Source organism: Pseudomonas sp. ADAK7, from assembly GCF_012935675.1.
Classification (GTDB): domain Bacteria; phylum Pseudomonadota; class Gammaproteobacteria; order Pseudomonadales; family Pseudomonadaceae; genus Aquipseudomonas.
Genome location: NZ_CP052861.1, coordinates 6,132,087 through 6,157,763, shown reverse-complemented (window position 1 = coordinate 6,157,763; position 25,677 = coordinate 6,132,087). Strand labels below are relative to the sequence as shown.

At 59.4% G+C, this 25,677-nt stretch carries 29 protein-coding genes and 2 pseudogenes; 13 read left to right on the top strand and 18 right to left on the bottom strand.

Features of this window, described 5'->3' with window-relative positions; translation table 11 throughout:
* Window positions 1-14: 14 nt before the first annotated feature.
* Window positions 15-359 carry a YciI family protein gene (locus HKK53_RS28265; RefSeq protein ID WP_054044847.1) on the bottom strand — a complete coding sequence of 115 codons (345 nt, stop codon included), beginning with the start codon at window positions 357-359 and terminating at the stop codon, window positions 15-17.
* 66 nt (window positions 360-425) lie between these two features.
* Window positions 426-851, bottom strand: coding sequence for a YybH family protein (locus HKK53_RS28260; protein ID WP_169373483.1), 426 nt, complete (start codon window positions 849-851; stop codon window positions 426-428).
* Between the two features lie 152 nt (window positions 852-1,003).
* Between HKK53_RS28260 and HKK53_RS28255 the strand changes: the two genes are divergently transcribed.
* Both HKK53_RS28255 and HKK53_RS28250 read left to right on the top strand, forming a co-directional pair.
* Window positions 1,004-1,489 (top strand): GNAT family N-acetyltransferase, encoded by a 486-nt coding sequence (locus tag HKK53_RS28255; RefSeq protein ID WP_169373482.1) that lies wholly within the window; start codon window positions 1,004-1,006, stop codon window positions 1,487-1,489.
* A gap of 18 nt (window positions 1,490-1,507) precedes the next feature.
* Window positions 1,508-2,113 carry a pyridoxamine 5'-phosphate oxidase family protein gene (locus HKK53_RS28250; RefSeq protein WP_169373481.1) on the top strand — a complete coding sequence of 202 codons (606 nt, stop codon included), beginning with the start codon at window positions 1,508-1,510 and terminating at the stop codon, window positions 2,111-2,113.
* Between the two features lie 40 nt (window positions 2,114-2,153).
* On the opposite strand, the gene HKK53_RS28245 is transcribed toward HKK53_RS28250, so the two are convergent.
* The 3 genes from HKK53_RS28245 to HKK53_RS28235 form a co-directional block, all read right to left on the bottom strand.
* Complete coding sequence (locus HKK53_RS28245) at window positions 2,154-2,642, bottom strand: GNAT family N-acetyltransferase (protein ID WP_169373480.1); 489 nt, start codon at window positions 2,640-2,642, stop codon at window positions 2,154-2,156.
* A 314-nt stretch (window positions 2,643-2,956) separates the two neighbouring features.
* The gene (locus tag HKK53_RS28240) at window positions 2,957-3,445 is read right to left on the bottom strand and encodes a GyrI-like domain-containing protein (RefSeq protein ID WP_169373479.1); all 489 of its coding nucleotides are present in this window, start codon (window positions 3,443-3,445) and stop codon (window positions 2,957-2,959) included.
* A gap of 68 nt (window positions 3,446-3,513) precedes the next feature.
* Window positions 3,514-4,176 carry a LysE family translocator gene (locus HKK53_RS28235; RefSeq protein ID WP_123514240.1) on the bottom strand — a complete coding sequence of 221 codons (663 nt, stop codon included), beginning with the start codon at window positions 4,174-4,176 and terminating at the stop codon, window positions 3,514-3,516.
* 138 nt (window positions 4,177-4,314) lie between these two features.
* Between HKK53_RS28235 and alaC the strand changes: the two genes are divergently transcribed.
* Window positions 4,315-5,532 carry an alanine transaminase gene (gene alaC / locus HKK53_RS28230; protein ID WP_169373478.1) on the top strand — a complete coding sequence of 406 codons (1,218 nt, stop codon included), beginning with the start codon at window positions 4,315-4,317 and terminating at the stop codon, window positions 5,530-5,532.
* A gap of 164 nt (window positions 5,533-5,696) precedes the next feature.
* Here alaC and HKK53_RS28225 read toward each other — a convergent pair whose 3' ends face one another.
* Window positions 5,697-7,049 carry a GntP family permease gene (locus HKK53_RS28225; protein ID WP_169373477.1) on the bottom strand — a complete coding sequence of 451 codons (1,353 nt, stop codon included), beginning with the start codon at window positions 7,047-7,049 and terminating at the stop codon, window positions 5,697-5,699.
* Window positions 7,050-7,131: 82 nt separating this feature from the next.
* A complete protein-coding gene (locus tag HKK53_RS28220) occupies window positions 7,132-7,665 on the bottom strand; it encodes a gluconokinase (RefSeq protein ID WP_169373476.1) in 534 nt (177 codons plus the stop codon).
* A 216-nt stretch (window positions 7,666-7,881) separates the two neighbouring features.
* Here HKK53_RS28220 and HKK53_RS28215 point away from each other — a divergent pair, with 216 nt between their 5' ends.
* A complete protein-coding gene (locus HKK53_RS28215; protein WP_169373475.1) occupies window positions 7,882-8,913 on the top strand; it encodes a LacI family DNA-binding transcriptional regulator in 1,032 nt (343 codons plus the stop codon).
* A gap of 112 nt (window positions 8,914-9,025) precedes the next feature.
* On the opposite strand, the gene HKK53_RS28210 is transcribed toward HKK53_RS28215, so the two are convergent.
* Window positions 9,026-9,901 carry a LysR family transcriptional regulator gene (locus HKK53_RS28210; protein WP_169373474.1) on the bottom strand — a complete coding sequence of 292 codons (876 nt, stop codon included), beginning with the start codon at window positions 9,899-9,901 and terminating at the stop codon, window positions 9,026-9,028.
* 121 nt (window positions 9,902-10,022) lie between these two features.
* Between HKK53_RS28210 and HKK53_RS28205 the strand changes: the two genes are divergently transcribed.
* From HKK53_RS28205 to HKK53_RS28180, 6 genes are all read left to right on the top strand, one after another.
* Window positions 10,023-10,454 carry a PACE efflux transporter gene (locus HKK53_RS28205; protein WP_169373473.1) on the top strand — a complete coding sequence of 144 codons (432 nt, stop codon included), beginning with the start codon at window positions 10,023-10,025 and terminating at the stop codon, window positions 10,452-10,454.
* Window positions 10,455-10,496: 42 nt separating this feature from the next.
* Entirely contained in the window at window positions 10,497-11,129 is a 633-nt protein-coding gene (locus HKK53_RS28200; protein ID WP_169373472.1) for a glutathione S-transferase family protein, read from the top strand.
* A 259-nt stretch (window positions 11,130-11,388) separates the two neighbouring features.
* Window positions 11,389-12,129, top strand: coding sequence for an NAD-dependent epimerase/dehydratase family protein (locus HKK53_RS28195; RefSeq protein ID WP_169373471.1), 741 nt, complete (start codon window positions 11,389-11,391; stop codon window positions 12,127-12,129).
* Between the two features lie 125 nt (window positions 12,130-12,254).
* Window positions 12,255-13,679 carry an MFS transporter gene (locus HKK53_RS28190; protein ID WP_169373470.1) on the top strand — a complete coding sequence of 475 codons (1,425 nt, stop codon included), beginning with the start codon at window positions 12,255-12,257 and terminating at the stop codon, window positions 13,677-13,679.
* Between the two features lie 137 nt (window positions 13,680-13,816).
* Window positions 13,817-14,368 (top strand): hypothetical protein, encoded by a 552-nt coding sequence (locus HKK53_RS28185; protein ID WP_169373469.1) that lies wholly within the window; start codon window positions 13,817-13,819, stop codon window positions 14,366-14,368.
* A gap of 233 nt (window positions 14,369-14,601) precedes the next feature.
* Entirely contained in the window at window positions 14,602-15,042 is a 441-nt protein-coding gene (locus tag HKK53_RS28180; RefSeq protein WP_169373468.1) for a hypothetical protein, read from the top strand.
* 68 nt (window positions 15,043-15,110) lie between these two features.
* On the opposite strand, the pseudogene HKK53_RS33110 reads toward HKK53_RS28180, so the two are convergent.
* The 3 genes and pseudogenes from HKK53_RS33110 to HKK53_RS28170 all read right to left on the bottom strand — a co-directional run.
* Window positions 15,111-15,536, bottom strand: a pseudogene (locus HKK53_RS33110) (methyl-accepting chemotaxis protein); the annotation flags it as partial.
* Window positions 15,537-15,653: 117 nt separating this feature from the next.
* Window positions 15,654-16,430, bottom strand: a pseudogene (locus HKK53_RS33105) (PAS domain-containing protein); the annotation flags it as partial.
* A 421-nt stretch (window positions 16,431-16,851) separates the two neighbouring features.
* Window positions 16,852-17,724 (bottom strand): LysR family transcriptional regulator, encoded by an 873-nt coding sequence (locus HKK53_RS28170; RefSeq protein WP_169373466.1) that lies wholly within the window; start codon window positions 17,722-17,724, stop codon window positions 16,852-16,854.
* A gap of 99 nt (window positions 17,725-17,823) precedes the next feature.
* On the opposite strand from HKK53_RS28170, the gene gstA reads away from it, so the two are divergent.
* On the top strand, window positions 17,824-18,426 hold the full coding sequence (gene gstA / locus HKK53_RS28165) for a glutathione transferase GstA (RefSeq protein WP_169373465.1): 603 nt from the start codon (window positions 17,824-17,826) through the stop codon (window positions 18,424-18,426).
* A 149-nt stretch (window positions 18,427-18,575) separates the two neighbouring features.
* Here gstA and HKK53_RS28160 read toward each other — a convergent pair whose 3' ends face one another.
* The 4 genes from HKK53_RS28160 to HKK53_RS28145 all read right to left on the bottom strand — a co-directional run bounded on the left by HKK53_RS28160 (window position 18,576) and on the right by HKK53_RS28145 (window position 22,003).
* Window positions 18,576-19,589, bottom strand: coding sequence for an ABC transporter substrate-binding protein (locus tag HKK53_RS28160; protein WP_169373464.1), 1,014 nt, complete (start codon window positions 19,587-19,589; stop codon window positions 18,576-18,578).
* The gene (locus HKK53_RS28155) at window positions 19,586-20,128 is read right to left on the bottom strand and encodes a sigma-70 family RNA polymerase sigma factor (RefSeq protein WP_169373463.1); all 543 of its coding nucleotides are present in this window, start codon (window positions 20,126-20,128) and stop codon (window positions 19,586-19,588) included. Before HKK53_RS28155 ends, HKK53_RS28160 begins: the two co-directional genes overlap by 4 nt.
* A gap of 123 nt (window positions 20,129-20,251) precedes the next feature.
* Window positions 20,252-21,043, bottom strand: coding sequence for a phosphate/phosphite/phosphonate ABC transporter substrate-binding protein (locus tag HKK53_RS28150; RefSeq protein ID WP_169373462.1), 792 nt, complete (start codon window positions 21,041-21,043; stop codon window positions 20,252-20,254).
* Window positions 21,044-21,061: 18 nt separating this feature from the next.
* Window positions 21,062-22,003, bottom strand: coding sequence for a fatty acid desaturase (locus HKK53_RS28145; RefSeq protein WP_169373461.1), 942 nt, complete (start codon window positions 22,001-22,003; stop codon window positions 21,062-21,064).
* A 415-nt stretch (window positions 22,004-22,418) separates the two neighbouring features.
* On the opposite strand from HKK53_RS28145, the gene HKK53_RS28140 reads away from it, so the two are divergent.
* Both HKK53_RS28140 and HKK53_RS28135 read left to right on the top strand, forming a co-directional pair.
* Complete coding sequence (locus tag HKK53_RS28140; RefSeq protein ID WP_169373460.1) at window positions 22,419-22,856, top strand: GNAT family N-acetyltransferase; 438 nt, start codon at window positions 22,419-22,421, stop codon at window positions 22,854-22,856.
* 60 nt (window positions 22,857-22,916) lie between these two features.
* On the top strand, window positions 22,917-23,738 hold the full coding sequence (locus tag HKK53_RS28135) for a class I SAM-dependent methyltransferase (protein ID WP_169373459.1): 822 nt from the start codon (window positions 22,917-22,919) through the stop codon (window positions 23,736-23,738).
* Between the two features lie 74 nt (window positions 23,739-23,812).
* Here the strand turns inward: HKK53_RS28135 and def are convergent, their stop codons facing one another.
* From def to HKK53_RS28120, 3 genes are all read right to left on the bottom strand, one after another.
* Window positions 23,813-24,352, bottom strand: coding sequence for a peptide deformylase (def, locus tag HKK53_RS28130; RefSeq protein ID WP_169373458.1), 540 nt, complete (start codon window positions 24,350-24,352; stop codon window positions 23,813-23,815).
* 2 nt (window positions 24,353-24,354) lie between these two features.
* Window positions 24,355-25,305, bottom strand: coding sequence for a YihY/virulence factor BrkB family protein (locus HKK53_RS28125; protein ID WP_169373457.1), 951 nt, complete (start codon window positions 25,303-25,305; stop codon window positions 24,355-24,357).
* A 172-nt stretch (window positions 25,306-25,477) separates the two neighbouring features.
* Window positions 25,478-25,669 (bottom strand): CsbD family protein, encoded by a 192-nt coding sequence (locus HKK53_RS28120; RefSeq protein WP_169373456.1) that lies wholly within the window; start codon window positions 25,667-25,669, stop codon window positions 25,478-25,480.
* Window positions 25,670-25,677 lie beyond the last annotated feature (8 nt).

The following is a 25,677-nucleotide window of genomic DNA, read 5'->3' as shown; positions in this document are numbered from 1 at the left end:
TTTGTTTTGATTGTTCAGGGATTCAACTGGCGAACGGGACGCACCTCGACACAGCCGACCCGGGCCGCCGGGATGTCGCCGGCGACCTGGATGGCTTCGTTGAGGTCCTTGGCATCGATCAGGTAGAAGCCGGCCAACTGCTCCTTGGTTTCGGCGAACGGGCCGTCGGTGATCGACAACTTACCGTTGCGCATACGCACGGTGGTGGCGGTCTGCACCGACTCCAGCGCTTCGGCGGCGATCATCCGGCCGCTGCCCTGGATCGACTCGGCGTAGGCCATGCACTCGGCGTCTTCCGGGCTGTCGGGCAGCGAATGCAACGCCTGTTCGTTGCTGTAAACCAGGCATAGGTATTTCATGGGACGCTCCGTGATCGGCTGATCAACTATGGCTGCTGTTTGGCGTTACGGCTTCTTTTCCGACGATCAGGGCTTAAGCTCGAACAGAGCGGCGCCGCTGGTCATGTCGAACGGTGCCGACCAGTGTTCGTGGACGATCTGCCACAGCCCCGCCTCTTGCCGGTAGCACTGGGTTACGCGCATCCAGCAGGCCTGGGTTTCGCCCTTGTCGTTGGTGCCGCCGCACCGGGCCAGCCAGTGGGCGAAGGCGATCTCTTGCGAAGGCGCGATGTCGATCTCGTGGAATTCGAAGATGTGCGGGCCGGGGCACATTTCCATGCATTCCTGCCAGTGCGCGCGGTACGCCGCTTTGCCTTTGAATTGCAGGGCCTTGACCGCGTCGAAGGAGACGATGTCGTCGGCATACAGCGCCATGACTTTTTCCACGTCCTTGGCCATGACAGCCTGGCGGTAGCTTTCGATCAGGCTATGGATTTGGGTTTGCGCGTTCATGAAGGTTCTCCGTGGTTTTTGTTGTGAAGACACCCTTAGTCGTTCGGCGTAACGTTGAATCGACAGCTGAAATAAAAAATTATCACTGAAACAATTTGTCTAGAATCCGCGTCGCACATTCATGTGGGAAATTTCGGAAAAGGACACCACCCATGACCGCTCGACTCGTGCCTTACGAAAGCCTGAACGCGCAACAGTGCCGGCAGGTCGAGGCCATCGAAGTTCATCAGGAACAGATCAAGTTTAGCGGCGACATCCACGGTGCGTTGCACAGCCTACTGTCCAAACCCGGTCCCGGCGTAAAAGGCTTTGCCTTGCTGGTCGAGGACATTCCCGTGGCGTTCCTGCTGCTCAAGCGCCCACCGGCATTACCGGCCTGGGCGAATGAACACAGCGCCACGTTGCACGCCTTGCAAGTCGATCAACGCGCCCAGGGCAAAGGGTATGGCAAGGCCTGTTTGCAAGCACTGCCGGCTGCCGCACGCCAGGTGTTCCCGGAAATAAAGGGGCTGGAATTGTCGGTCGATGCCGACAATGAATCAGCCATCGCGCTGTACACAAAATACGGCTTCGTCGACAGCGGCGAGGCGTACAAGGGCCGCATCGGTTACGAACGGCGGATGGGTTTGGTTTTTTGAATCGTTGAGGGAATAACGATGGTGAATTCGATCGAAGCACTGGAAGCCATTTACGGCCAACCCCACGACCGCGCCGTGCGCAAGCAGATCCCGTTTCTGAACGAGGACTATCAAGCGATGGTTCGCGCCTCGCCGCTGATCATCATCAGCTCGGTCGGCCCGGACGGCATGGATGGCTCACCCCGGGGCGATGCGCCGGGGTTTGTGCGGATCATCGATGAACGCACCCTGGCGATCCCGGATCGTCCGGGCAACAACCGCATCGACACCCTGCGCAACGTGGTGCTCGATTCGCGGGTGTCGCTGCTGTTCATCATCCCGGGGATCGGCGAGACCTTGCGCGTCAACGGCACCGCGCAGATCAGCGCCGAACCTGCGCTGCTGGAGAGTTTCGCCGTCAACGGCAAACCGGCGCGCACGGTGCTGCTGGTGACGGTGGAGGCGGCGTATTTCCACTGCTCCAAAGCGATTGTGCGTTCGCAGCTGTGGAACCCGGAACGCTATCTGGACCGCTCTGCCCTGCCGACGGCGGGGGCGTTTCACAAGCGCTTGAACGATGGGGAGTTTGATGCCGAGACATATGACCGGGAAGCGCCGACGCGGGTGCGCGATAGTCTCTATTAGAGATTGAGATCTTCCGATCGCCTTCGCGGGACCGAATAAATCAGAGCTCAAGCACCATCTCATGCCACGCCATCCCGCCATGGTCCGACGCGGATGGCTTGATGTAGGCAAACCCGAACCCGGCATACAGCGGAATATGCCGTTCCTTGCACATCAAGTGAATGCTGGCCTTACCCATCCCGCGCATGCGCTCGATGAACTCGCCCATCAAGCGCTTCGCCAAGCCCTGCCCCTGATAATCCGGGTGCACCACCACCGACATGATCACCACGTGCGGGCCTTTCGGGTCGTGGCCGATCAGTTCCTTGAAGGCTTCGTCCGACATTTCCACTTCAAACGCCGCACCGGAATTGATGAAACCGGCTACAACGCCATCGACTTCAGCCACGATGAACCCTTCGGGCCAGGTGGCGATGCGGGTGGCGATTTTTTCCCGGGTGGCGGCTTCGTCGCCTTCGTAGGCCACGGTTTCGATGGCGTAGCAGCGGTCCAGATCAGCAGGGGTGACGTGGCGGATGACGGTGTTCATGGCAACTCGGATTCAGCGTTGGAAAGGTGGCCGATGATAGAGGAATAAGGTGTTCATATCGATCACCGTTGGCGCCGTAAAGCCTGCGTATAGGCGCTTTTATTGCTCAGCGAAGGGGATTATTGATAGGCCCTGTCTCTGATCATCCATAGGGGAACACACCATGAGCAGCGTTCAGATCGGCCTTCTTATGCTGTTGGGCATCAGCGCGTTTGGCTTCGTTACCTTGTCCATCGACCTGTTGCGGGCGCGACGGATGAAGCAGGGTAAATGACGAGTCGAGAGGCGGACGCGGGGTCCGCCTCTCGCTGCGATCATTCGGGTTTGAGTGGCAACCAGATTTCCAGCACACCGGTATTGAGCTTCGGGTCGAAGTCCTCGCTGTAGCGCTCGAACTCCGGGGCGTCCGCCGCGGCGCGACCGGACTGTGGCAGCCAGGTTTTCCAGATGTACTGAAAGGTCTCGGGCAAGGTGTCCAGCGAGCCTTTGTGTTCGAACACCGCATAGTGTTGGGGCTGAACCTCGACCCAGCGGTATTTCTCGGGCAGGTCGTCGAGTTTGCTGATTTCCACGCCGGCGATGTATTCGAACCCACCCATGCCGTCGGGATTGCAGCAGATGCCGTAGGTCACTTCGCTTTTTTGCCCTGGAATCTTGCCGATCTCGGGAATGAATTTCTCCCAGAGGTCGGGGATCTGTTTCGATGTTTCCTGGGTAAATCGTCCGCCAAGCCCGGCAATGAGCAGGAAATGCCCACTCTCAAAACGTGGCTCGGCCGGTTTAACGCCTGATTGCTCATCCATGACTCAACTCCTGGTACAAAAAAAGTGGGTTCGGCTGGGAGTATAGAAGCCAAACCCGATTCGCCCACTCAGAGCCCGGGAAGCTGCCCGACGGCAGCCTTGCCGATAAACTCGTTGTAGCCCGATAGGATCACGTAGACCGCGAAATAGCAGAAGATCGCCGCCGATGCCATGTAGGAGTAACGCAGTAGCTTGTCCCCCAGCAACTTGCCGCCGTGGCTTGCAGCGAAGCACAACGCGACGCACCACAACACTCCAGCGCACAGGAAACCGCCAAGGAACAACGCCGAACTGAGGGCGCCACCGCCGCCGGAACGGGCGATCAGGGTGCCGCCCACCGCCGCAAACCACAGAATCGCGCTGGGCGAGGACATGGCGAGGAAGATGCCGCGAAAAAACTCACGCCGATGGGAGTTGTTTCCCACCTCCGCGCCTTGAGCCAGTACCGCTTCGTGGTGAATCGCCGAGTAAATCATCTTCGCCGCGAAGTACAGCAACAACGCCGAACCGCCGATCCACAGCACCCAGCGCACGGTTTCGTATTGCAGCAAGACGGTCATCCCGGCCAGGGCCAGCACGGCGTAGATCAGGTCGCCGACGCAGGTCCCCAACCCCAGGGCAAAGCCTTGAAAATAGCCGCGTTGCATGGCCAACGTGATCATTGCGATGTTGGCCACGCCAATGTCCAGGCACAGCGAAAGGCTCAGCAAGAAGCCACTGCTAAATTCCATCAACCCGTTTCCTTCGGAAATTTTTGTTTACACAGACGCTGGACAGTTTGCCACATCAGCCCTTACATTCCGCCACAGGCCACCGCAGTGGCCAGCGTCGCTCGGACGGTTCCGGGCGCTCACGTTACCGAGGCAACAATGGCTAACCCAGGTTCGCCGCGCCGCTTTGCGCGCATAGATCGACTCCCCCCTTACGTATTCAACATCACTGCCGAGCTGAAGATGGCCGCCCGTCGTCGTGGCGAAGACATCATCGACTTCAGCATGGGCAACCCTGATGGCCCGACCCCGCCGCACATCGTCGAAAAACTGGTGACTGTCGCCCAGCGCGAAGACACCCACGGTTATTCGACGTCCAAAGGCATTCCGCGCCTGCGCCGGGCGATTTCCAATTGGTACAAGGATCGCTACGCGGTCGACATCGACCCGGAAACCGAAGCCATCGTGACCATCGGTTCCAAGGAAGGCCTGGCGCACTTGATGCTGGCCACCCTCGACCAGGGCGACACCGTGCTGGTGCCCAACCCCAGCTACCCGATTCACATCTACGGTGCCGTGATTGCCGGCGCCCAGGTGCGGTCGGTGCCGCTGATTCCGGGCGTGGACTTCTTCGCCGAACTGGAAAGCGCGATTCGCGGTTCGATCCCGAAACCGAAGATGATGATCCTCGGCTTCCCGTCGAACCCGACCGCGCAATGCGTGGAGCTGGACTTCTTCGAACGGGTGATCGCTCTCGCCAAGCAGTACGACGTTTTGGTCGTGCACGACCTGGCCTACGCCGACATCGTCTACGACGGCTGGAAAGCCCCGTCGATCATGCAAGTGCCGGGCGCCAAGGACATCGCGGTGGAGTTTTTCACCCTGTCCAAGAGCTACAACATGGCCGGCTGGCGCATTGGCTTCATGGTCGGCAACGCCGAACTGGTCAACGCCCTGGCGCGGATCAAGAGCTACCACGACTACGGCACGTTCACGCCGTTGCAGGTTGCGGCGATTGCGGCGCTGGAAGGCGATCAGCAGTGCGTCAAAGACATCGCCGAGCAGTATCGCCAGCGGCGCAACGTGCTGGTCAAAGGCCTGCATGAATTGGGCTGGATGGTCGAAAACCCGAAAGCGTCGATGTACGTCTGGGCGAAGATTCCCGAGGCTTACGCGCACTTGGGCTCGCTGGAATTCGCCAAGAAAATGCTCGCTGAAGCGAAGGTCTGCGTCTCGCCGGGCGTAGGATTCGGGGAATACGGGGATGATCACGTGCGCTTTGCGCTGATCGAAAACCAGGACCGGATTCGTCAGGCCGTGCGCGGGATTCGCGGGATGTTTCGGGCGGATGGGTTAGTCGCAAAAACCAACGCCTGATTATTCAGCAGACACAAAAAAACCGCATCGCTGCGGTTTTTTTGTGCCTGATCGTTCCACGCTCCGCGTGGAAATGCATCCCGTGACGCTCCGCGTCACAGTGGACGCGGAGCGTCCATGGCGGCATTCCCACGCAGAGCGTGGGAACGATCGGTGTGAGGTGCTTAGACGAACAGCGACAGCAGCAGGATAAAGCCCAGCGCGACCACGGACAGGATGGTTTCCATCGCCGTCCAGGTCTTGAAGGTTTCCAGCACGGTCATGTTGAAGTACTGCTTGACCAGCCAGAAACCCGCGTCGTTGACGTGAGACAGCACCAGCGAACCGGCACCGGTGGCCAGCACCAGCAACTCAAGGTTCACGCCTGGAATCATCCCCACCACCGGCACCACAATGCCCGCGCCAGTAATGGTCGCCACGGTGGCCGAACCGGTCGCTACGCGAATCACCGCCGCCACCAGCCAGGCCAGCAGGATCGGCGAGATCTGTGCGTTGACCGCCATGTGGCCGATCACGTCACCCACACCGCTGGTCACCAGCATCTGCTTGAAGCCACCACCGGCACCGATGATCAGGATGATCGCGGCGGTTGGCGCCAGGCTGGCGTCGAGCAATTTAAGAATGGTGTTCGAGCCCATGCCCTGCTTGTAGCCAAAGGTGTACAGCGACAGCAGCAACGCCAGCAGCAGCGCGGAGATCGGGTGACCGATGAGGTCCATGAACGAGCGCGCGAAATTACCTTCCGGCAGTACCACGTCGGCAAACGTCTTGAGCAACATCAGGAACACCGGCAGCAACACGGTGACCAGGGTGATGCCGAAGCTCGGCAGGTTGCTCGCCTCCTCCTCGCGCACCAGTTGATCGACCAATTCCTGATTGGCATGGCCTGGAATGTACTTGGCAATGAACGTACCGAAGATCGGACCGGCAATAATGGCGGTCGGCAGCGCAACGATCAGGCCATACAGAATGGTTTTACCGATGTCGGCACCGAACACGCCGATGGCCAGCAACGGGCCCGGGTGCGGCGGCACCAGGCCGTGTACCGCCGACAGACCGGCCAGCAGCGGGATACCGATCTTGATGATCGACACGCCGGTGCGCCGGGCAACGATGAACACCAGCGGGATCAACAGCACGAAGCCGATTTCGAAGAACAGCGGAATGCCGACCAGGAAGGCCGCGAACATCATCGCCCACTGCACCTTGTCCTTGCCGAACGCGCGAATCAGGGTCTGGGCAATCTGATCCGCCCCGCCCGACTCAGCCATCATTTTGCCGAGCATCGTGCCCAGCGCCAGGATGATCCCAACGAAACCGAGCACACCACCGAAGCCGTCCTGGAACGCCTTGATGACGGTGCCGATCGGCATGCCGGAGGTCAGCCCGAGGAAGGCGGCGGCGATGATCAGGGCAATGAACGGGTGAATCTTGAACTTAGTGATCAGGACGATAAGTCCGATCACTGTGACCACTGCGTCTAGCAGCAGGAACGACTCGTGGGACATGCCAAACATGGGGGGGTGACTCCTGTTTGTTGTTGTTATGAAAGCAATTATTCAAAAGCAATCAGGACAGCGCTATCTCTTGGAGCAAGACTTAACCGGTGAGTTTCAAACCGTGTTTCAACCACCAGGCTTGCGCCTGTTGCGCCAACTCGTCGACGCTGTGATTCGAGGCGTCGAGGGCCAGGGTCAACGGCTCGCCCACAGGCGACTCAAGAGTGGCGAACTGACTGTCGATCAAGGTGGACGGCATGAAGTGGCCCGGACGGTGAGATACACGCTCGGCGGCGACTTCAGGGGTCAGCTCAAGGAACACGAAGCCCAGGCCCGGCAAGGCACTGCGCAGCACTTCGCGATAACTGTGTTTGAGGGCCGAACAGGTCAACACCGGGCGTTGGCCCTGGGCGTCGACGCGGCGCAATTCATCGCACAGGCTGTCGAGCCAGCCGGCACGGTCTTCGTCGTTCAGGGGGATTCCCGCGCTCATCTTTTCGATATTGGCGGCAGGGTGGAAAGTGTCGCCTTCAATGGCAGTCGCGCCGCTGAGCTGGCACAAGGCTTCGCTGACGCAAGTCTTGCCACAACCGGCAACGCCCATGATAACCAGGGCGGTGATGGGATGATTCATGAAACACCTCAGCGCGCAGACAGCGCTACCTTTGCTACGTGAAACTCTAGTGCAAAAGTAGAAGTTGCCGACGCCTTCTTGTCATTTTTGTGGGTTGCAGCATGTTCGCTCACGAGGCCAAAAAGCGAGGTTCAGGCAAAACTCGCTTACGCATTTGCAGCTGCTTCGGGACAGCGCTACCTTAGTGCCTTGAATTTTGTTTGGCAAGCCGCCCCGATGACCACCCCTAAAAACGATAAAAATACACGAACCACTGGCCGCCCTACCCTCAACGAAGTCGCGCGCCTGGCCGGCGTCAGCCCAATCACCGCCTCCCGGGCCTTGCGCGGGGTCAGCACGGTGGCCACCGAACTGGTGGAAAAGGTGCAGAAAGCCGCGGCTGAACTGAATTACGTGGTCAACCCCGCCGCCCGCGCGCTGGCCTCGGCCCAGAGCCATTCGGTGGTGGTGCTGGTGCCGTCGCTGTCCAACCTGCTGTTCATCGACACCCTGGAAGCCATTCATCAGGTTTTGCGCCCCAAGGGCTTTGAAGTGCTGATCGGTAACTTCCATTACTCGCGCGATGAAGAAGAAAACCTGCTGCGCAACTACATGGCCTATCAACCCCGCGGCTTGTTGCTGACCGGTTTCGACCGCACCGAAAGCTCACGGCGGATGATCGAGGCGAGCAACATTCCCTGCGTGTACATGATGGAACTGGACAGCGCGGCGGGCCTTAATTGCGTGGGGTTTTCGCAACTGGCGGCCGGCGAAACGGCGGCCGAGCATTTGTTGTCCCGTGGTCGTAAGCGCCTGGCCTACATCGGCGCGCAGCTCGATCAACGCACGTTGCTGCGTGGTGAAGGCTTCCGCAAAGCCCTGCAAAAGGCCGGTTTGTACGACCCGGACCTGGAAGTGCTGACGCCCCGTGCGTCTTCCGTCGGTTTGGGCGGCGAGTTGTTCCTGCAACTCCTGGCCACTCATCCCGAGGTCGATGCAATCTTCTTCGGCAACGACGACCTGGCTCAGGGCGCACTGCTTGAAGCCATGCGCTGCGGGATCAAGATCCCCGAGCAAGTGGCGATCCTCGGCTTCAACGACCTGCCGGCCTCGGCGCACATGGTGCCGCGCCTGAGCAGCATCAGCACCCCGCGCGAGGCGATAGGCCGGCGCGCAGCGGAGCAGATGCTGACGTTGATGGCGGGTAATGCGGTGGCCAAACCGGTGCAGGACATGGGGTTTGAGTTGAAGGTGCGCGAGAGTACGTAGCCTGATCGTTCCCACGCTCGGCGTGGGAATGCAGCCCGGGACGCTCCGCGTCCCATCCAGAGCCGAACGCGGAGCGTCCGTTGAGGCATTCCCTCGCAGAGCGTGGGAACGATCATCCGCCGGACATGAGGCCAACAAAGGCCAACGCGCCTTTCTGCAACGGCTGACTCTTGAGCCAAACCGCATGCACCGGCAACACCAGGCCATTCTCGATGTTCCTGAAGCGCAGGCGTTTGAGCCTTCCGGCATCGAGCAACGGCTGCACCACCGACAACGGAAAATTGCCCCAGCCCAATCCCGCCTCGACCATCTCCAAAGCAGCGCTCAAGGTGTCCGTACGCCAATAGGATTCGGCCACCAACGGCCGGGTTTCGCTGATCGGCAAGTCGCGGCTGGCGACGATGATCTGCCGTACATGCACCAGGTCTTCGAGAAATAAATCCTGCCCCTGGAACAGCGAATTGTCTGCCGCCAACGTGGCGATCATCCGCTCCGTGCCGACAAACTGAAAACGCTCCAGCACGTTCATGCTCAACCCGGCGTACGCCAGGCACACGCTGACTCGACCGCTGTGCAGCAGCGCCAGCACATCATCCTGCGGCGCGCTGAGCACTTCGACTTCCAGCAGTGGATGACGCTCGGCAATGACTTTGATCGCCGTCATTAAACGGCTCTTATCGATGTCAGCCACCACCCCGATCGACAACTTGCTTTCCAACCCCAACGACAACTCGACCGCGTGCACCTGCAACTGTTTGAGCTGTTCAAAAATCAGCCGTGCGTGGGGCACCAGGGCGCTGGCCATGGCCGTCGGCACCGGTTCGCGGTGGCTGCGGTCGAACAGCGGATAACCGAGTTCGGCTTCGAGATTGCCGATGCCCATGCTCACCGCCGACGGCACTTTGCCCAATGCCCTGGCAGCCGCGGAAAACGAGCCGCGCTCGATCACCGCGAGAAACAATTCGATGCTGTCGCTGTTGAAGTTCATTCGCCGTCCTATCAATAAAACTGAAAGCTACTGACTTTTTCTGTCAGCGCTATTGAAGCTATCTTTCGTCGCCTTCGCCAGTGCTGCTGGCTCAAGTTCGCAAGAAAGAGGCAAAAACCCCATGCAAGGCGTTAAACGCAAACTGCTCTACGTGTCGCTGTACGAAGCCATCGGCATGACCCTCTCGGCCCTCGGCCTGGCGCTGCTGTCCGGCACTTCACCGCATAGCACCGGCCCGCTGGCGGTGTTCATCACCACCATCGCCGTGACCTGGAATTTCATCTTCACCTCATTGTTCGAACGCTGGGAAAGCCGCCAACCTTCGCGCACCCGCACCGTCAGACGGCGCATCGCCCATGCCGTGGGTTTTCAACTAACCTTGATTGTGTTCCTCATCCCGTTGATCGCCTGGTGGATGAACATCAGCCTGGTGCAGGCATTTCTGCTGGACTTGGCGCTGATCCTGCTCATCCCGTGCTACACCTTCGCCTTCAACTGGTTGTTTGATCGCACGTTTGGTTTGCCAGCGTCGGCGCTGCCGGATCCCGCTTAGTGGTAGATTCCCGAGGCGTCGATTCGCTAAAGGAGTAGCTCCATGGAACATGCACTGAAGATTCTCGGTAAGGCTTCGTCCATCAACGTCCGAAAAGTCCTGTGGACTTGTGAGGAATTGGGCGTTTCCTACGAGCGTGAGGATTGGGGCAGCGGTTATGCCTCGACCCACAGCCCCGAGTTCACCCGCCTCAATCCCAACGCTCAGGTGCCGGTGATCATCGATGACGCCGGGGTGTTGTGGGAATCCAATACCATTTGCCGGTATCTGGCCGGCAAGCATCACAACCACGAATTGCTGCCCGGCGAACCCGCCGCTCGTGCGCGGGTGGAACAGTGGATGGATTGGCAAGCGACCGAGCTCAATCGGTCCTGGGGATATGCGTTCACCGCACTGGTGCGCAAGGATCCGGAGTTCCAGGACCCGCACCAGATTGCCGTCGGCGTTAACGACTGGAATCACAAGATGGCCATCCTTGAGCAGCAGCTCAAGGCCACCAAAGCCTATGTCGCCGGGCCACGTTTTACCCTGGCGGACATTGTGATCGGCCTGTCGGTGAACCGCTGGCTGATGACGCCGATGGAGCGGCCGGACTTCCCCGCCGTTGACGAGTATTTCCAACGGCTGGCCCAGCGCCCGGGGTTTCTGAAACATGGTTGCAATGGATTGCCGTAGCCTCAGAACAACGCCTTCTCTTTCCAATACCGATCAGTTAAGAATGCTTCATGCGCAACACCTTCTTTGTAGCAGCTGGCGAAGCCTGCGTCCGGCTGCGCAGCAGTCGTGAAATCAGCCGACGCGTTTCTTCAGGAGAATCGCGCGCACTGGTTTTACGACTGCTGCGCAGCCGGACGCAGGCTTCGCCAGCTGCTACAGATCGCGTTACGGCTTAACGGACTGGCTTAGCCCCTCCCCCCAAAAAAAAGAGAGATTCATGAACGGACTCAACGTGCTGCTGACCGGTGCCTGCGGCAGAATTGGCAAGACCTTTTTCGAAGCGTCGAAAGACCGCTACACCTTCGTTCTGACCGACCGCGTCGAACCCGACTTCGCGGTCGAGGCGCCCCATCATTTCGTACGCCTGGACATGGCCGATCCCAAGGCAATCGAAGAAGTGCTCAAAGGCATTGACGTCATCGTCCACCTCGCCGGCATCCCCCACGCCACGGCGACTTTCGATGAGTTGCTGCCCAACAACATTCTCGCCACGACTTACCTGTTCGAAGCGGCAGTCGCCGCCGGCTGCAAGCGACTGGTGTTCGCCAGCAGCGCGCAAACCATCGAAGGCTATCCGGTGGATCGGCAGATCACCCCGGGCATGCAGGTGATGCCGGCCAATCTGTATGGCGTCAGCAAATGTTATGGCGAGGCGTTGTGCGGGTTCTACGCCGCCAAACGCGGGCTCTCGACCATCGCCATTCGCATCGGCGCCTTCGAATTTCCGGACCGCCACGAGCTGACCAACGCCCGCGACTTGAGCGCCTGGCTCAGCCCGCGTGATGCCGTGCAATTGCTGCAACGCGCGGTGGAAGTCGAAGGCGTGCAACACCTGATTGCCCACGGGATATCCAACAACCGTTTCAAGCGCCTGGACCTCAGCGAGACCACGCGGGTGCTGGGTTACTTGCCGGTGGATGATGCGTTTCGCGAGTTTGATCTTCCGATCGCGCCATAAACCCCTAAAACCCAAGCCGTTTTTGCAATAACTCGGCGAATCTCTGCGTAAAGCGGCAAAGATTCGCAACCCAATATTTCCGATAGCAGGCTAAGCTTCCGCTTCGACAAGAATCGGATCAGCCCATGCCTGCCCACGCCCCCACCGCTGTTCAAACCGACGGTATCGACCCTGTTCGCGCCGCCCGGATATCCGCCCGCATCGACCGACTCCCGGCCGTTTCCACAATCTGGAAACTGGTGGCGTTGCTCTCGATTGGCGGTTTCTTCGAACTCTACGATTTGTTCCAGACCGCCTACATCAGCCCCGGCCTGATCCGCGATGGCATCTTCGCTACCGGCAGCCAGGGTGTGTTCGGATTCTCCGATCAGGCGGCGTTTGCCTCGGCGACGTTTCTTGGTTTGTTCCTCGGCGCAAGTTTGCTCAGTCCCTTGGCTGACCGCTTCGGCCGCCGCGCGATCTTCACCTTTGCGTTGATCTGGTACACGGTCGCCACCGTGGCCATGGGCGTACAGAGTTCGGCGCTGGGCATTATCGGCATGCGCTTTCTGGTCGGCATCGGTCTGGGCATCGAGTTAGTGACCATCGACGCCTACCTCTCGGAACTGGTGCCCAAACGCATGCGCAGTTCGGCATTCGCCTTCGCATTTTTCGTGCAGTTTCTGTCGGTGCCGGCGGTGGCGTTGATGTCCTGGTGGCTGGTGCCGCAGGACCCCTTCGGCGTGTCGGGCTGGCGCTGGGTGGTATTGGCGAGTGCGGTGTTTGCGCTGTTTATCTGGTGGCTGCGCTCACGCTTGCCGGAGTCGCCGCGCTGGTTGGCCCAGCAGGGTCGTTTCGACGAGGCCAGCCGGATTCTCGACACCATCGAAGCGCGTTGCGTGAAGGATCAGGGCAAGGCGCTGGATGAGCCGGAACTCGCCGCGGTGGATATTCAGGGCAGCGGCCGCTTCGCCGATATCTGGCAGCCACCTTATCGCCGCCGGGCGCTGATGCTGATCGTGTTCCATGTGTTCCAGGCCATCGGGTTCTTCGGGTTCGGCAACTGGTTGCCAGCGTTGCTGTCCGGCCAGGGCGTGAGCGTGACTCACAGCCTGATGTACGCCTTCATCATCACCCTGGCCTACCCGCTCGGGCCGTTGATGTTTGTGAAGTTCGCCAACCGTTTCGAGAATAAATGGCAGATCGTCGGCTCGGCCCTCGGCGCCATGACCTTCGGTACGCTGTTCGCCCTGCAAACCAGCGCGGTCGGGCTGATCGTCTGCGGGGTGATGATCACCTTCTGCAACGCCTGGCTGAGCTTCGCCTACCACTCCTACCAAAGCGAACTGTTCCCCACCAACATCCGCGCCAGGGCCGTGGGTTTCTGTTATTCGTTCAGTCGTTTGTCGACGGTGTTCAGCAGCTTGCTGATCGGGATTTTTCTCGAACACTTCGGCACACCAGGGGTGTTGGCGTTCATCGTCAGCAGCATGTTGATCGTGATGATCACCATCGGTTACTTCGGTCCGAGAACCCGCAACCTGGCGCTGGAAAACATCGCTCACCGTTGAAGCGGTTGCCGTCTGCCGCCCAGCGGCAAGTTCTGACCGCCGCCGCTGCTGAGTCGCCCCGTAAACAGGGGCTTTCAGCAGCGGCACGCTAATTGCTCTTACAGACTCAACAGCAATTACCTACAGGTTTATCCATCATGCTGGTCAGTGCCCATCAAGCTTCCATCGTTCAAAAGACCCAGCGCACCGACATGGACCCGACCACGGCCGCCGCGAGCGCGCTGTACAGTGGTTTGATCCAGAACGCGCAAAACACCGTCGCGCAAATCAAGCAGGACAGCACCAATGTGCAGTCGTCCGGCCTGAACAACGCCACCCAGCAAGTCAGCGCGGCGAGCACCATCAGCGACAACGTTGACGAAGCGTTCGCGAAAACCCGCGTGGGCCTGCAAGCATCCGTCCCGGACGATAACAAGACCAAATCCACCGACAGCTCGGCCATGGCCGACTTCAAGGACTACATGAGCAAAACGCCGGAACAGCGGCTGCGCGACAGTATCCTGAAAGAAATGGGCATCACCGAAGATCAACTGCAAGCCATGCCGCCGGCGCAACAACTGGCGATTGGCAAAGAAATCGCCGAGCGCATCCAGGACAAGATGAAACTGGCCCAGGCTGACAAGGAAAACGGCAGTACCGAGAAGGCTGATGGGCCTCAGGTGGTCGACAAGTTCCTCGCTTCGCTTTAACACGATCACCCCATAAAAAAAGGGTCCCTTCTCGGGGCCCTTTTTGTTTTGGCAGTGTGACCGCCCGTCAGATCCATCCGCTTTCAAGCCTCGACCTGTAAGTTCTGACAGTAGACACCCCTCCCCCTCTGACCAATCATGAAAGTGCCGACTCAACAGCGCTACAGCGACTCGACAGTTGGAAATTGGATGCTGGCTTACTGGAAAAAACCTAACAGCAAAAGGATAGGGTTATGAGTAATAAACGACCGATAGGAATGTTTCGAGCAGTCGCCAAAGAGAATGATGGAACGCAACATGAACAAACCCGGACAGATCTGACGTTCAGCATTTCAGAAAACGCACTCATTGCCGGCGGATTCGATTTTGTTGACCATGAAGGGCAAAAAGTATACTGGGGGGTCATGATAAATATCCAAGACACAATCAAACCTGGAACTTTCAAGTTCACACCGAAAGGAGAAACATCAGGCTTTTACAACCCCCCGCGACCTCACAGTTCATGGGTACCGGATGGAACTAACCCCGAAGGCGAAATCACTTTAACCGAAGTTGATCATAGTAAAAAATTTGCACATGGTACTTTTAGCTTTGAGGTCTTCAACCGACACAACTCAAACGAAAGCGCAAAAATCACCGGCGCTTTTTCACTCACCGCAGGAGCCGAAGACTGAAAAACCAAAAAAAAACCGAATATAAAAATCGCCCCTCAAAAACTGAAGTCTATTAGAGGGGCGGTTTTTCAGTTGATTTGCAACGTCGAGTTGAACTGGCTGATCGCATCCACCACATGCCGCGATCCTTGTTGAATCTCCAGGATCACCTCCCCCGCCTCGTTCGCCAGTTCCACGCCTAACCCGGTGCGGCTCAGGCTTGATTGCATGCTCGACACCGCGCTCAACGACAAGTCGTGGTTCTTGCGCACCACTTCGACAATTTCCAGCGTGGCCTGACTGGTGCGTGCCGCGAGGCTGCGGACTTCATCGGCGACCACCGCAAACCCGCGTCCATGCTCCCCCGCCCGCGCGGCTTCGATGGCGGCGTTGAGCGCCAGCAGGTTGGTCTGGTCGGCAATCCCGCGAATGGTCTGGACGATGGTGCCGATGATGTCGGACTGTTTGCTCACCGCATCGATGCTCTCGGCCGCTTCGTTGAGGTCGCGGGAAATGTCCTGGATGATCTGCACCGTTTGCTGAACCACCTGGGAACCTTTCTGCGCACAGGCGTCGTTTTGTACCGAAGTGCTGTGGGCCGACTCCGCAGCGGTTTGCAGGGTGGTGACTTGCTGGGTGATGTCGCTGGCGAACTTCACCACTTTGTACAAGCGACCCTTGCTGTCGAACAACGGATTGTAGGACGCCTCCAGAAAGACCGTATGACCGTGTTTATCTCTGCGCTCGAAACGGTGCGAGTGATATTCGCCGCGATTGAGTGACGCCCAGAACGCCTTGTACTGCGGCGACTCGGCTTCGGCGCGGTGACAGAACAGGCTGTGGTGCTGGCCGACGACTTCGCCCAGCGAGTAATGCATGGTTTTCAGGAAGTTTTCATTGGCGGTAATGACCCGACCGTCCGGGGTGAATTCGATCACCGCCATGGAGCGCCCGATGGCCGCGAGCATGCTTTCTTCTTCGTGCTCTTTATGGATTCGGGCGGAGATGTCCGAGGCCACTTTGATCACACTCCGCACTTGGCGATCCGGCCCGAACACCGGCATGTAACTGGCTTCGAGCCACACCTCGCGACCCGCCTTGTTCAAGCGCAGGAAGGTACCACTGACCGGTTCGCCACGGGCCAGGTCACGCCACAACTTGGCGTACTCCTCGCTGCGGTAGAACGCTTCTTCACAAAAGATCCGATGATGTTTGCCGTGCACTTCCTCGGCGCTGTAGCCCATGACGGCGCAAAAGTTTTCATTGGCGTCGAGCACGATGCCTTCGGGGCTGAACTCGATCATCGCCATCGAACGACTGATCGCCGCCAACTTGGCGTTGGCCTCGGTCAATGCGCCATTGAAGCGTTCGATCTGCAGCAAGTCAGCCTTGTGATGTAGGTTAAACATGGCTCTATCACCTTAAGCGCGGTCTTTTGATTGATGAAAGTCGTCGGTCTTTCAAGTTCCACGAAACAGGCACACGCATCCCGCCAAGGGCAGGATTTGTCAGGTGATAAATGATGTTCAATCGGAGTGTCCATGCAGCGACGCTCTTATCAAGGCATCCTTCTCTTGATAGCCCAGGTGGGCCAACCTAACGTTTTGGTAAGTAACTCCATTTACGGCACGGCTCCTTGTTGTTCAGTGTCGGTGCCTTGGGTTGCGCACTCTGCGGCTTATGTCACGGCGCTCACGCTCCCCGTCATGAACCATTCATTTTTTTGACTGAAAAAGAGAGTTATGGGTGAGCATAGCCAGTGAAATGACCGGCGCAATGCCATTAGTCGGCCAGTATTCAGCACAAAATCGGTTCAGCGCCACATGCCTATCATTGATCGGCGAGCATACTCAGCAGCGCTTGCACCGGGGCGGAAGGTGTCCTGTGCGGCGCCACCACCAAGGCAAATTCACGAACGATCCGTGGTATCAGCGGAACGACCCGCAAACCCTGGCGATTGGCCGGCAATGTCATTTCTGGCACCAGGGTCACACCGATGTTTTCCCGCACCAGGGTGAAGGCGCTGCTCCACTCCCGGACCTCGGCCCGGACATCGTCCAGCTGCAAACCAGCGTCGGCGGCCAGGCTGCGGGCGTTGGTCGAACAGCCACCGGTGGCGAGCACAAAGGGTTGCGCCACCAACTGCCCGAGGCTGAGGCCTTCTTCGTTCGCGCCCCGCGCCAGGGGATGGCCGCCGGGCAGCACCGCCACCCAGGCGTCGCTGCCCAACAGCGCGGCATGGCGCTCGGGCGCCGGGTTCAGCACCACGCCGACATCCACCAGCCCGGCGTCGAGCAGGGTTTCCACTTCGTCGTCGCTGACTTCCAGGGCCACCACCTGAATGCCGGGATAGAGCCGATTGAACTGGCGCAACAGCGGCGGCAGAAACGTCGCCAGCACCATGGGAAAACTGGCCAGGCGAATGCTGCCACGCTGGACGTCTTTCGCAGCGTCGACGGTGCTGCGAATAGTCTCCAACGCGCCGAGCATGGTCCGCGCTTGCTCGATCACCGGCAGGCCGATGGCGGTCGGCAGGGTGTGACGGTTTTCCCGGCTGAACAGTTGAACGCCCAGGGTTTCTTCGATCAGCGCCAGCGCCTGACTGGCACCGGACTGGGTCATGCCGACCCGCTCGGCCGCCCGGGTAATGTTGCCGGTATCGGCCACCGCCACCACCATTCGCCAGTGCATCAGATTCATCATGGCAGTAGCTGTCCTTATGACAGGGTTCTGGAAGATTAATTTTACGAAGCCCGGCGCGCACTATGACACTGGCGTAAATCCTCAACCAGAGCCCTGCCCATGAAGCTGTATTACGCCCCGCAAGCCTGCTCGATGGCGCCGCACATTGTGTTGCGCGAACTCGACCTGCCGTTCGAGTTGATCCGCGTCGATAACAGCACCAAGAAGACCATCGCTGGCGAGGATTTCCTCGCGATCAACCCCAAGGGATATGTCGCGGCGCTGCAACTGGACAACGGCCAGGTGCTGACCGAAGGCCCGGCGATTCTGCAATATCTGGCGGACTTGCGGCCCGAAACGAATCTGGCGCCGGCGAACGGAACGTTCGAACGCGTGCGGTTGCAGGAATGGCTGAACTTCGTCTCGACCGAGATTCATGGCGGGCTTGGATGGCTGTTCAATTCACAGTTTTCCGAAGAGGTAAAAACGCTGATCAAGGCGAAGCTGTTCAAGCGTTTTGCGGTGTTGAGCGAGACGCTGGAACGGCAGGATTATTTGCTGGCGGGCGGGTTCAGCGTGGTGGATGCGTATTTGTTTACGGTGTTGCGCTGGGCGACGGGGTTTGGGATTGATTTGAAGGAGTGGCCGGCGTTGGCGCGGTTTCAGGCAAGGATTGATCAGCGCCCGGCGGTGAAGGCGACGTTGGCGGCGGAATGGGTGTAGGGCCTGAACCTGTGGCGAGGGAGCTTGCTCCCGCCAGGTCGCGAAGCGGCCCTTTCTCAATAAAAGAAGGACCGCTGCGCGGTCCAACGGGAGCAAGCTCCCTCGCCACAGCAAGCTCCCTCGCCACAGATTGTTTGGCGTTTGTCAGATCACAAACTCCCACTCACCTTGGACGCCACCTCCCCCGGCACCCAGCCCTTCCACACCTGCGGCTGATCACGCAAAAATGCTTCGGCGACCTGCCGCGGTTGCTGACGTTTTTCGCTCATCTGCGCCAGGGTCTGGTTCAGCAGATCAATCGGCAAATCGACCTTTTCAAAGAACGCCACCAAATCCGGGTACTGCGCCTTGAACGGTGCGGAGACGCCAATCGCCAGGCTCGCCGGCATCGAGCGCGTGCCTTTCGGATGCGGATTGTTGGCGTCGGCCAGGGTCTTCCAGGCTTCGGCATCGAAGGCCGGTTCTTCGAGTTTCACCAGTTTGAAGCGGCCCAGTAACGGCGTTGGCGACCAGTAGTAGAACAGCACCGGTTTGCCGCGACGGATCGAAGACGCCACCTCGGCATCCAGCGCCGCGCCGGAGCCGGTGCGGAAGTTGACGTAGTCGGCGGTCAGGTCATAGGCCTTGAGTTTCTGGCTGTTGACGATCTCCGAGGTCCAGCCGGTGGGGCTGTTGAGGAAGCGACCGCGGCTCGGATCTTCCGGGTCGCGGAACACGTCTTTGTAGCGCGCCAGATCAGCGACGGATTTCAGCTCCGGGGCCAACGGTTTGATACCGCGCTCCGGGTCACCCTTGATCACGTATTCCGGCACCCACCAGCCTTCGGTGGCGCCTTTTACCGTATCGCCGAGACCGAAGACTTTGCCTTCATTCGAGGCCTTGACCCACGCCGGACTGCGCCCTGCCCACTCTTCGCCGATCACCTGGATGTCATTCTTGGCCAGCGCCGCTTCGAGGCTGACGGTGCTGCCCGGCAAGGTATCGGTCGGGTAGCCGTAACCTTTCTCGACAATCAGGCGCAGGACTTCGGTGATGAAACTGCCGCTTTCCCAGGCGATGTCGCCAAAGTGGATCGGCGCGGTTTTTTCGGCGGCGGGCACGTGGCTGGCCACCAGGCTCAGGGCCAGCAGCGAACTGCCGAGCAGGGTTTTGATCGATCTCATGCGGACCTCTGGGTCGTTCTATTTAGGGGTTCGTTGGCACTGTGCTGGGCGCACAAGGCTTGGGAGCGGGTCATGTAAACGCTGACCGAACGCTGGGAAATGCCCAGTTCGGCGGCGATTTGCGGGTAGGTCAGGCCGTCGATGCGCGACAGCAGGAACGTCGCCCGGACCTTGCCCGGCAGGCGTTCAAGGGTACGGTCGAGGCCATTCAAGACTTGGGTGGTGTGCAGCAGTTCTTCGGGCGATCGCGCCTGATGCGAATCGAGGTGCTGCAATTGATCGAGGTGCTGACGCTCCAGATCCCGGCGGCGCCAGAGCTGATAGATCAAGCGCTGGGCGATGGTGGTCAGCAACGCGCGGGGCTCGCGGATTGGCGTCAGCCCCGGGGATTCGAGCAATTGGGTAAAGGTTTCGGCGGCGATGTCTTCGACACTGGCGCTGGCGCCCAACTGCCGGCGCAACCGGGCGCACAGCCAAGGGTAATGCGCGCGGAACAATCCGCCCACGTGATTGCGATGGGAAAGGTCGGCGCCGGACATAGGGGCTCCTGGGGTTAGGGGTCGCTGAATGTCCGGTGATCCGGTGGCGCGATTCTAGACGGGAGCCTTATTCTTTAATAATACTTAAAATGCATTTTTATATTCTATTTTGATCTTTCTTACCTAACGCAACCGCCCATACCCCAACGCCTCCGCTTCCTGCTGGTAATCAAGCACCACCTGATAGTCGCTTTCCGTCGCCGGCAATACCTCTTGCAGACCGAGGATTTCGGCGACGTCCGGCAGCTCGCGCAATGTTTCATTCATCACCCGCCGAAGATGCCCGATCTGTTCATCACTGGCGCTCGCAACGGTGATGTAAGGCAAGGTCGGACTGAACGCACTTCGAGCAATCACGCGCAAGCCGGCCACTTCTGCTTCGGCGTGCCGCGCCAGGTAGGCGAAGGTCACGCTGTCGATGGCGGCCAGGTCGGCGAGGTCTTCACGCAGCCAGCGCAGGCTCTCGCGGTGACCGCCGCTGACGCCGACACGGGCGAAGAACTGACCGTCGCGGTGCAGTGGCGCCAGTCGCTGGCGCAACAGGTTCATGCCGCTGTTGGAGCCTTCGTCATTGATCACCCCGCGACTGTTGTAAAAGGCCGGCAAGTTGCGGCGAGGATCGTCGGCGCGGCTGAGCAGCAGGCTGCAATGGTTGCCGCCGTTGCTGTCCGGCAGTTCGTAGCGAGGACGGCCGACGACCTTGACCTGACCGCGTAGCAAGGTCATCAGCGGATAGCCGCAGGTTTGCGTCAGCAATAATTGCGGGGAGAGCCAGAGGTCCGGCAGCGACAGGCCGTCGGCGCTTTGGCGCGAGGCACCCAGGCGCTGGGCAATGCCTGTCAGCCAGCGTTCATTGGCTTGGCGGATCGGCTCCGGGGCCACGTACATCAATAGTTCGGCGAGATGCTGGGTCATCGAAATCCCTTCAGCCAATCAATGAAACGGATGTTGCGGGCTGTCGATCGCCCTGAGCCCATTCCGGCGCCACAACTGCCCATAACCCCGCACCAGAAACCCGCCGCTACGTGCCTGCCATTGCTCACGGCGGGCGTGATAAGCCTTGGGCAAGTCGTACCAGGGCAGGCTCGGTATGTCGTGATGCACCAGGTGCAGGTTGTTGTTGAGGAACAGCCAACTCCACGGCCACGCCGCTTCATTGAGCACAGTGCGTTGCTCGGGCTGGGCGTTGGGGCGATGTTCATAGTAGGAGCGAATCATCGCAATCGACAGCGCCGGCACACTGACCAGTAACAGGTAATGCCACACCGGTAGCGCGCTGTAACGCGCGATGAACGCCAGCATCAACAACGTGAACGTACCGTGGGTCAGCCACATCAACCAGGCCTGGCGCTCGCCGGTGTTCAGACGTCGCAGTTCTTTGCGCGCCAGGGCCAGCAGCGCCATGGGCGCGCCGATCATGACGCGCCCCAATACGGTTTTATTAAGCCAGTGCAGGGCCTGCTTGACCACGGAGCTGCGCTGCCAGTGCTCGGCGGTGAGGTAACGGCTTTCCGGGTCGCGACCGGGAACGGTCAGGTCTTCGTCGTGGTGGTGCAGCAGGTGGCTGTCGCGATACAGGGTGTACGGGAACCACACCGCAAACGGTGCATAACCGAGGACTTTGTTCAGGGCCAGCCAGCGCGTGGGATGACCGTGGAGCAATTCGTGCTGCACCGACAGCCAGAGCACCACCAGCGGGATCAGCAACAGCGTGCTCCACCAAAGGCCCAACCAGTCACTGCCCAGGACGATACTGAACCAGCCCGCGTACACGCCGATCAGCAGCAACCAGGTCGGCCACTCGGTGCGAGCGGTCAGGCGTTGGCGCAGGGTTTCGATTTCTGCTCGATGGGCGGCGTCGAAGTAATGGGACATGGCTTTGCTCAGAACGGGACGTGTCCCTCTCTGTGCAATGGCGTGGGGAAATCTTGCAGATTATTTATCGCTAACGATTGATCGTTCCCACGCTCTGCGTGGGAATGCAGCCCGTGACGCTCCGCGTCACTGGACGCGAAGCGTCCCCAGAGGCATTCCCACGCGGGAGCGTGGGAACGATCATACAGGGTGACTCAGGTATTAGTGCCCGAACACATCCACCTTCTTGGCCTTCTTGTCCGCGCGCTTTTCATCGGCGGTTTTTGCCGGTTTTTTCTTCGCTGCTTTTTTTGAATCCATGCCTTTGGCCATGATACGTACTCCACTCATACGGGATGTGAAGTCAGGTATACACCTATCGCCGCGTTCGCGTTCTTTTATAATCGCCCACTTTGCCAACTGACAGCCAAAGCCCATGCCAGACACCCAATACGCCTTGCTCGACGAACCGTTGTGGCCGTTGATGAACAAGTTTTACCGCGCCCACCAATCGCCGATGAAAGCGGTGCGCGAAGCGCAACTGTGGGTGGCCCGGCGCGGGGATATCGTCGCGGCCTTGTGTTTGCGGCCGGTGGCGGGCGGGTATTGGTTGACGGGGTTGTTCGTCGATCCGGCGTGTCGTGAACAAGGCATCGGCGCAGCGTTGATCGCCGAAGCGGTCAAGGGTCTCGACAGCCCGGTCTGGCTGTATTGCCACCCGGATTTGCGCGGCTTCTACGAGCGCCGCGGCTTCACTTTCGACCCGCAGATGCCCTACGCCATGGTCGAGCGCCTGACCCGTTACGCCCGCAGCAAACCGATGATCGCCATGGGCTTAGAACCGTTGGTTAGGTCCTCCATCGATAATGTGTGATCGGCCCTTGATTGCTGCGTGCTAGCCTCGGGGTCGACTTCGAATCTGCCAGGATGCGCCATGAAACCTGCCCTACTTGCCTTGACCCTGACCGCCCTGCTCACCCCTGTTCTGGCGCACGCCGCCGACACCAAACCCATCTCCAGCGAGCAATACACCGAGGTGCTCAAAGGCACCTGGCGCGCCCCGCAAAACGTGGTGCGCGACGTCTACCGGCATCCGCAACAGAGTCTGCAATTCTTCGGTTTGCGGGCGAACCAGACGGTTATCGAAATCACCCCCGGCAGCGGTTGGTACAGCGAACTGCTGGCACCGTTGCTCAAGGATCACGGTACCTACATTGCCGCCGTACAGGCGCCGACGGTCAGCGACTATGCGCGCAAGAATGAAGAAACGCTGAAGGCCAAATTCGCCGCTGCCCCGGCGCAATACGCCAAGGCCCAGGTGGTCGAGTTTGATCCCAAGGCCCCGGTGCTTGGTAAACCCGGTTCGGCGGACACGGTGCTGACCTTTCGCAACGTGCACAACTGGGTGCTCGCCGACACGGCGCCGCTGATGTTCGAGTCGTTCTTCAAGGTGTTGAAACCGGGCGGCGTGCTCGGCGTGGTGGATCACCGGGCCAAGGACGGAGCGTCGCTGGACGACATCAAGCACAGCGGCTACCTGACCACCGCGTACGTGGTGAAACTGGCGACCGATGCGGGGTTCAAGCTGGAGGAGAAAAGCGAGATCAATGCTAATCCGAAGGACACCAAGGATTACCCGGAAGGTGTCTGGACTTTGCCGCCGGCGTTGACGTTGGGAGAGAAGGACAAGGCGAAGTATGTAGCGATTGGCGAGTCGGACCGGATGACGTTGCGGTTTGTTAAGCCTGGGAAATAAAAAGCGAAGATCAAAAGATCGCAGCCTTCGGCAACTCCTACGCGCCGCCGAAGGCTGCGATCTTTTGCTTGTGGTCAATCGTCCGCGTTGGGATCAAGGTCCGGGAACATGACTTCGGTAAACCCGAACTTGGTGAAATCCGTGATCCGCGACGGGTACAACCGGCCTATCAGGTGATCGCATTCATGCTGCACCACACGCGCATGAAACCCCGAGGCAATCCGCACAATCGGCTGGCCCTTCGGGTCAAAACCTTCATAACGAATGTCCTGATAACGCTCCACCGCGCCACGCAAGCCAGGCACGGAAAGGCATCCTTCGAAGCCCTCTTCCAGGGTCGGGCTAAGCGGCGTGATCAGCGGATTGATCAGGATCGTCTGCGGCACGGCTTCGGCATCAGGGTAGCGTTCGCTGTGCTCGAAGCCGAAGATCACCAGCTGCAGGTCTACGCCGATCTGCGGCGCGGCCAGGCCAACACCGCCGACGCTTTCCATGGTCTGGAACATGTCGTCGATCAGTTGCCACAACTCGGGGCTGTCGAACATCTCGGCCGGCACCGGTGGCGCGATACGCAGCAGGCGTTCATCGCCCATTTTCAGGATTTCACGGATCATGTTCAGGCTTCGTCAGTGTTCGGCTTGAGCGAGTGGTCCCGTCCCAGTCCCGATACGTGGTGTTTGGTTTCGTGGTCGTGCTCGCCGGGGACCTTTTCGCCAGGGTCCTTGCCTTCGGTCGACATGTGTTCGATCACCGCATTCATCTCCGCGCCGAGCAATAGCACCGCGGCGGAAATGTAGAAGTACAGCAACAGCACGATGATCGCGCCGATACTGCCATACATGGCGTTGTAGTTGGCGAAGGTCTTGACGTAAAACGCGAAACCCAACGAGGCGATGATCCACACCACCACCGCTAGCACCGAGCCGGGGGTGATGAAACGAAACTCCTGACGGACATCGGGCATGACGTAATAGATCAGCGCCACCGCGATCATCATCAGGATCACGATCACCGGCCAACGCGCAATGGTCCACACCGTGACGATGAAGTCTTCGAGCCCGACCTGCGCGGCAATCCAGCCCATCACCTGCGGCCCGAGCACCATCAGCGCGGCGGCGGCGAGCAGCATGCCGGCGATGCCAATGGTGTAGAAAATCGACAACGGAAAGCGCTTCCACACCGGGCGGCCTTCGACCACGTCGTAGGCAGCGTTCATCGCGCTCATCATCAGCCGCACGCCCGAAGAGGCGGTGTACAGGGCGATGACGATACCGATCGAGAGCAAGCCGCCCTTGGACTGCTGCAACTGGTCGATCACCGGGTTCACTTGCTCCAGGGCCTGGGGCGGCAGCACCAGTTCCGATTGCAGGCGCAGCCAGGAGAAGAAGTCCGGCAGGTGCAGGAAACCGATGAGGGCGATCAGGAACAGAATGAAGGGGAACAGCGAGAACAGCATTTGATAGGCCAGCGCCGAAGCGTAGGTCGACATTTCATCGTCGATGAATTCTTTGACCGTGCGCACCATCACGCGGTGGATGGGCAGGCCTTTCATGTCGGGGAAAATCATTAGCGTCTCCTTTCGCCGCAAAAGGTTGAAGTCGTGGCGACTCAGGGGCCGTTTTCTACATCAAAGTAGCCTACTTGGCGACTTTGAAACAATTGCGTTGTTTATCCGTTGCATCTGACACAAAAACGGCCATCCGCGGATGGCCGTTTCTTTACCGTCTTCAAAGGCCGAATCACGCCTTGTCGACACCTTTCTTGATGGCATCCTTGGCTTTGCCCACGGCTTGCTGGGCTTCGCCTTTCTTCTCCTGGATTTTGCCTTCGACTTGCAGTTTGGTGTTGTCAGTGGCTTTGCCGACGCCTTGCTTGACGTTGCCGACTGCTTCGTTTGCCACGCCTTTAACTTTATCGCCAGTGCTGCTCATGGTGTTTC